We start from the raw sequence: 5,641 nt of genomic DNA on the forward strand, positions 1-5,641 counted from the left end.
TGTTCCTTGAAATCTCCCTTCTCATGAATTCGGCTGCCTCATGGAGTACATGCTCAAGCAAGCTATCCCAGAGAAAGATCTTCAGAAAGTCTGCGCGATCGAGCGGGTACTCGTAAAGTTCTCGTCCGGAAGTTATGACGAACGGGAAGACTCTGCCAACCGAATGGAGTTTTTTCGACAGGAGACGGCTCTCGAAGCGAACCCCGTCTATCGTAACTTCGTCGCCGGTAACACAGTCGACGAAGCAGGTCCTGTAGATTGCCTTTGGGTTTGCAGTCCCACGGGCTTTCTCGACGAGCTCTTTGAAAGCAGCCTCTTCCTCAGAACCGGCTCTGATCCGCAGGCTTTCACCAAGCGAAGCCTCATCTATTTCGAAAGGTATGCCTTTCAAGACTGAAATGTTTTTCTCGCGTTCTATCATGAACCGACCGAATCGGAAACCGGTTCAAAGTATCTAGCGAGAGTTGAATTCATTTCCGGCCTCCAGCATTGCGAGATAGTTTTTCACCGGGATGTAGTTGGCGACGGTGTTGCCCGTGCCCAAAGCATACCCGCCTCCCGGAGCACATTGTTCGAGAGTCTCGAGTGTCCGACTCCTGACTTGCTCGACGGAGGCATGGCATAGAAAATCGACATCTATTCCTCCGAGGATCGAAATTCTCTTGCCCCATCTTCTCTTCACTTCGGGAACAAGCATTATCTGGTCTTCAAAAGAGTGTTTTGCATCGACTCCGGCGTCTATGATATCGTCCATCACAGTGGTTAAGTTTCCGCAACTATGAAGAACAAAAGGTTTACCGTTCGCATGTACCACACTCGCTATCTCTTTGTACCAGGGGAAGACCAGTCTTCTGAGATGTCTCGGAGAGAAGATGGTCGATGTCTTGTATCCGAGATCGTCTCCAAAACAGTAGGCGCCTACACATTCCATCGAAGAGATTATCTTCGCGGCTCCGACCAGAACATTGCCGATCTTTTCGTTGAGAGTGTTGACCAGCTCGGGATCCTCGTAAACGGCCATAGAGAGATTCTCGACACCCATCAGGAAGCTGGAGTGCTCAAATGGGCCACCGGAAGCCCCTCCAACTACTTTCATTCCTTCCGGAAGGTGGTCTCCCAGCTTACGGAAAAGGTCGAAATCAACAGCTTCCTCTGGCTTCGGCCAGTCCGCTTCCTGGAGGTCTTTCAGGGTCTTAATCGGCCCACCCTTTTCGTTCATCCACTTCCTGCTTTCTCTCCTGTAAGTGGCCGTGTCCTCACCATGGATGTAATCGGGAGTGGGAAAGCGGGGAGCCTGATAGAAGGGAACATAGTCATATCCCATTTCATCGTAGAAACCGACCAGCTGGTCGAAGTACCTGTCGGGATCTTCTTCTACTTTGGCCAGTTTGTAGCCCATCACTTCTTCCATTATCTCATCGTCGGCAAAGAGCTCAAAGAAAGGAACTCTGCAAGGTTCTCCGTTACGCCTGAAGACGTCCAGAATCACTGAAAAATCGGGTGCCGGTTTCAACTAGATCCCCCCATTTTTTCCAAAGGCTCAAAACTTCTGAAGCTCCGATCAGATTCAAGTGTATCGGGTGTTCATCAAAAGCATTCTAGCATCAATCCATATCTCAAATAAAGCCTCGACGAATGCGTACCTGCAGTTGCGGAAAAAATAAGGGCTCGAAACAAGGCTTGAAAATCGGGCCTGTCGGTACTGTTATAATCATCATGAGATGAGTCTGATGTCCCGCATTCAACTCTCTTAATGCCTCGAGGTGAAGCCAGGTGAGACTTATTACTAAAAAGATTTTTCTAGAGTACGATTACTGCCCTGTCAGGGGATGGATCGAGAGGAATGAGCTCCGGGAATTCAGGCCGACCATAGCAGAGGATTTCAGGATGAAAGAAGGCCTTGATGTCGGCAGAAGGGCGAGAAGTCTCTTTCCTGAAGGCATTCTGATAGAGGAACTGGATCCGTTTGAGGCCACCTTTATAACCGAACGGATTATCGGCGATAGGGAATCCGTAACTCTTTTTGAGCCTGCCTTTATCAGCGGCGATTTCGTCTCAAGGGCCGATGTTGTGATAAAAGAGGGCGAGTTACTGGATGTCTTCGAGGTCAAGTCCAGCCTTGCCGGTTCATCGAACACAAAGGACTACATAAGGGATCTTTCTTACACGGTATCTGTCATAGAAAGCTTGGGTCACAGAGTCAATAGAACCTGCTTGATAATGGTCTCAAGGATGTATCGCAAGGGCGACGAGGACCGGAAGCTCTTTGAGATCATAGATGTTACGGACGAGGTCTCGGCTCAGAAAAGTGAGATAAAGGCAAAACTCGAACCTGCCTCAGTTATCCTGACTTCAACATTGATTCCTTCCGGTTCGCTGGGATACAAATGCAGGGACTGCGAGCATCTTAGAAGATGCTTCGGCCTGGAAAGAAAACTTAGCATCTTTGAGCTTCCCAGACTGGGTGCCGACAAGACAGACGCTTTGATCGAAAGGGGATACTTCTATCTAGAAGAGCTTCCGCAAGAGGCACTCGGCGACAAACCCCTTTTGCAGAGGGTCTTTCGCGGAGCTAAAGAAGGAAGGATTGTGTTTGACGAACCAGAAGAACTGCGAGAAAAGCTGAACAGTTTCAAGTATCCAATAGGTTATCTCGATTTCGAGACCGCCGCCTCAGTTATCCCCCTGTACGATGGACTGGCTCCCTACGAGGGTATTCCTTATCAGTATTCACTGCACATTCGAAGGGAAGTCTCGGGCGTCCTGGAACACAGGGAGTTTCTCTTCGACAATCCTTCGAGGGATGAGAGTCTTCTGCTAGCCGAAAGACTGGTTGAAGACCTCAAGGACTGCAGAACACTTATGGCACACCATGCTTCCGTCGAGAGGAATATTCTGAGATGGCTGTCTAACAGATACAAAGATTTTCCGGAGCTTTCAGAACAGCTCATATCCTTCTCGGAGATATTTGTAGATTCAGAACTCCTTGTGAAAAACCATATATATCATCCCGACTTCGGCGGAAGCTTCTCGATCAAAAGGCTTCTTCCTGCACTAGTGGAAGGTGTTGGTTATGAGGGACTGTTTATACACAACGGTGACGATGCCAGATATGTTTTCGTGAACATGGCTCTTGGAAATTACAGAGAGTCAGAGATAGAAAAAATAAGAAGAGATATGCTTGAGTACTGCAAGATGGATACACTGGCGATGGTGGAGATTCACAGGTTTCTCTGCGATCTTTCATCGGAGTAAGGATAGTGCAAATGGATAAAAGAGTAATCGGCAGACGACTTAATCGAATTCTTTTCAAAGTAGAATAGTATGGTCATCAAATTAGGTTATTATGAATCATGCACACTTTAGGCATCGAGAGGATGTGACGACATAGAAGTCTTCAAGATAAAGAATCATGAAACATCGCTTCCGCTAATTCAGGGAGGAATGGCCGTAGGAATATCTCTGGACAACCTGGCCGCTTCCGTTGCTAATGAAGGTGGAATAGGGGTCATTGGAACGGCAGGTATAGGTATGACGGTTGAAGGTTACAGAAGCAACTTCAGGCAGGCAAGCATCGATGGCCTCAGGAATACCATAAGAAGGGCAAGGGAGAAGACAAAAGGGGTTTTGGGAGTCAACATAATGGTGGCCCTCACAAACTACGCAGAGATGGTGGCAACGGCCGTGAAGGAGAAGATAGACGTGATCGTCTCAGGCGCAGGACTGCCTCTAGATCTTCCCTCTTATCTCGAAGAAGGATCGGAGACGGCTATCATTCCTGTGGTCTCATCTCTGAAATCCGCGACCGTAATATTCAAGAGATGGTTTGGCAGGTACAGATACGTCCCCGACGGCTTCGTTGTGGAGGGACCTAAGGCGGGCGGTCACCTCGGATACAGAGTCGAGGAGATTTTTTCCGAAGAGAGTTCGCTGGAGAAGACGTTACCTGAAATTAGAAGGTTTGTTGAAAGAGTAAAACTTGATACCGGGAAGAATATACATGTGATAGCTGCCGGGGGCATATTTGACAGGGATGATGTCGAGAGAGTCTTCAAGCTGGGAGCTTCTGCTGTTCAAGTGGGAACGGCCTTCGTTGCCACGGAAGAGTGCGATGCAGACTACAGGTTCAAGCAGGCATTTGTCGATGCGCGCAGCGAAGATGTCACGATAATCAAGAGTCCTGTGGGAATGCCAGGAAGAGCAATCAGGAACAAGTTTATAGAAGATGTCGAAAATGGTAAAAGAAAGCCCTTCAAGTGCGCCTATCAATGCATAAAGACATGTAATTATAGGGAAGCGCCTTACTGCATTGCGGAGGCACTATTGAATGCCTGCAAGGGAGATCTCGAAAACGGGTTTGCCTTTTGCGGAAGCGAGGTACACAGAATAAGCGGTATCACTACCGTGAAAAAGGTAATAGATAGACTCTTTGGAGAAAAGTGCTGAAGTAATCTTTTTCATTGCGCTTTTCAATACTAGCTCTTTGAACATATAAGACCTGCGGGAGGTTGAAGATGGAAAGTCTGGAGAAGATAAGGAACGCGATAATCGAGACAATGCCGGCAGAGGCAAAGGTAGCCACTGAAGAGGCTCTTGCGGAAGGACTCAGCGCGAAGGAAATCCTTGATGGTGCGCTTATCCCGGGCATGGACGAAGTCGGGAAGCTCTTCAGGGAGGGCGAGTATTTCGTTCCCGAGGTCCTTGTTGCCGCCAAAGCGATGAACCAGTGTATGGACCTTATCGAACCGCTTCTTGTAAGCGGAGGGGTCAAGAAGATCGGGAAGGTAGTCGCAGGTACCATAGAAGGAGATCTCCATGATATTGGAAAGAACCTCGTCTGCATGATGCTCAAGGGAGCGGGCTTCGAGATAATAGATTTAGGAGTCGATGTGAAGCCCGAAGAGTTCGTTGAGGCAGCCAAGGGTGCGAAGCCCGATATTCTTGTGATTTCAGCCCTGTTGACAACCACCATGCTGAATATGCCCAGAGTGATTGAAGAACTTAAGAAGGCAGGAATTCGTGACAATGTGAAGGTCTTGATAGGCGGGGCACCTGTCAGCCAGACCTATGCCGAGGAGATCGGGGCAGACGGCTATTCTCCAGATAGCTCGGCAGCGGTCGAACTGGCAAGAAGACTCGTTTCTTGAGTGATTCAGTGGTTTCTTCTCTTGATGAGGATCGAAAGCTAACTGCTGGAGAAGACGAAGAAAAGGAATTATTTCCCGCTTCCATCTCTTTCAAGCTTTATTGCCTGTTTTGATGGCAGCTAGATGAATTGTTATAATATTTAGGTATTCATTCGTTTATTTGTTTTGTATGGTTTTTATTTGATGGCGGATAGACCGTCTCGTTACGGATGGAGGGTTAAGTATGCTTATCGCCCTGATAATTCTGTCGATAGTTACACTGATCTCCTTTCTCTTCGCGATTGCATCAGTTAGAAGATTATCCCGGAGCATCAAGAAGAACCAGGAGCTACAGTTCAGCCTTAAGGATCTCGAAAGGGATGTCTCGGATAGAGATGAGAAGCTCGAGTGGCTGACTTCTGCGAAGGAGGAACTTGAATCAACTTTCAAAGCGATTTCCTCGGACGTTTTGAATTCCAGTACTGAAAACTTCATTCGACAGGCAAACGACAAGT

The 5,641-nt window shown here is 47.9% G+C and carries 4 protein-coding genes and 2 pseudogenes; 4 read left to right on the top strand and 2 right to left on the bottom strand.

Annotated elements, in window-relative coordinates; translation table 11 throughout:
• Together BG32_RS12030 and BG32_RS12035 are read right to left on the bottom strand one after the other, a co-directional pair.
• A pseudogene (locus BG32_RS12030) lies at nucleotides 1-421 on the bottom strand (vitamin B12 dependent methionine synthase); the annotation flags it as partial.
• Between the two features lie 33 nt (nucleotides 422-454).
• Entirely contained in the window at nucleotides 455-1,513 is a 1,059-nt protein-coding gene (locus tag BG32_RS12035) for a uroporphyrinogen decarboxylase family protein (protein WP_006490117.1), read from the bottom strand.
• Nucleotides 1,514-1,773: 260 nt separating this feature from the next.
• Between BG32_RS12035 and BG32_RS12040 the strand changes: the two genes are divergently transcribed.
• From BG32_RS12040 to BG32_RS12055, 4 genes and pseudogenes are all read left to right on the top strand, one after another.
• On the top strand, nucleotides 1,774-3,255 hold the full coding sequence (locus BG32_RS12040; RefSeq protein ID WP_006490118.1) for a DUF2779 domain-containing protein: 1,482 nt from the start codon (nucleotides 1,774-1,776) through the stop codon (nucleotides 3,253-3,255).
• Nucleotides 3,256-3,387: 132 nt separating this feature from the next.
• Entirely contained in the window at nucleotides 3,388-4,446 is a 1,059-nt protein-coding gene (locus BG32_RS12045; protein WP_121526902.1) for a nitronate monooxygenase family protein, read from the top strand.
• A gap of 68 nt (nucleotides 4,447-4,514) precedes the next feature.
• Nucleotides 4,515-5,147, top strand: coding sequence for a corrinoid protein (locus tag BG32_RS12050; protein ID WP_006490121.1), 633 nt, complete (start codon nucleotides 4,515-4,517; stop codon nucleotides 5,145-5,147).
• Nucleotides 5,148-5,370: 223 nt separating this feature from the next.
• A pseudogene (locus BG32_RS12055) lies at nucleotides 5,371-5,641 on the top strand (DNA recombination protein RmuC); the annotation flags it as partial.

This window comes from Mesotoga sp. HF07.pep.5.2.highcov, assembly GCF_003666285.1.
In the GTDB taxonomy this organism is placed as follows: Bacteria; Thermotogota; Thermotogae; order Petrotogales; family Kosmotogaceae; genus Mesotoga; species Mesotoga prima.

Coding starts and splice junctions, on each gene's coding strand:
- BG32_RS12050 (WP_006490121.1), top strand. CDS start 4,515: ATGGAAAGTCTGGAGAAGATAAGGAACGCGATAATCGAGACAATGCCG.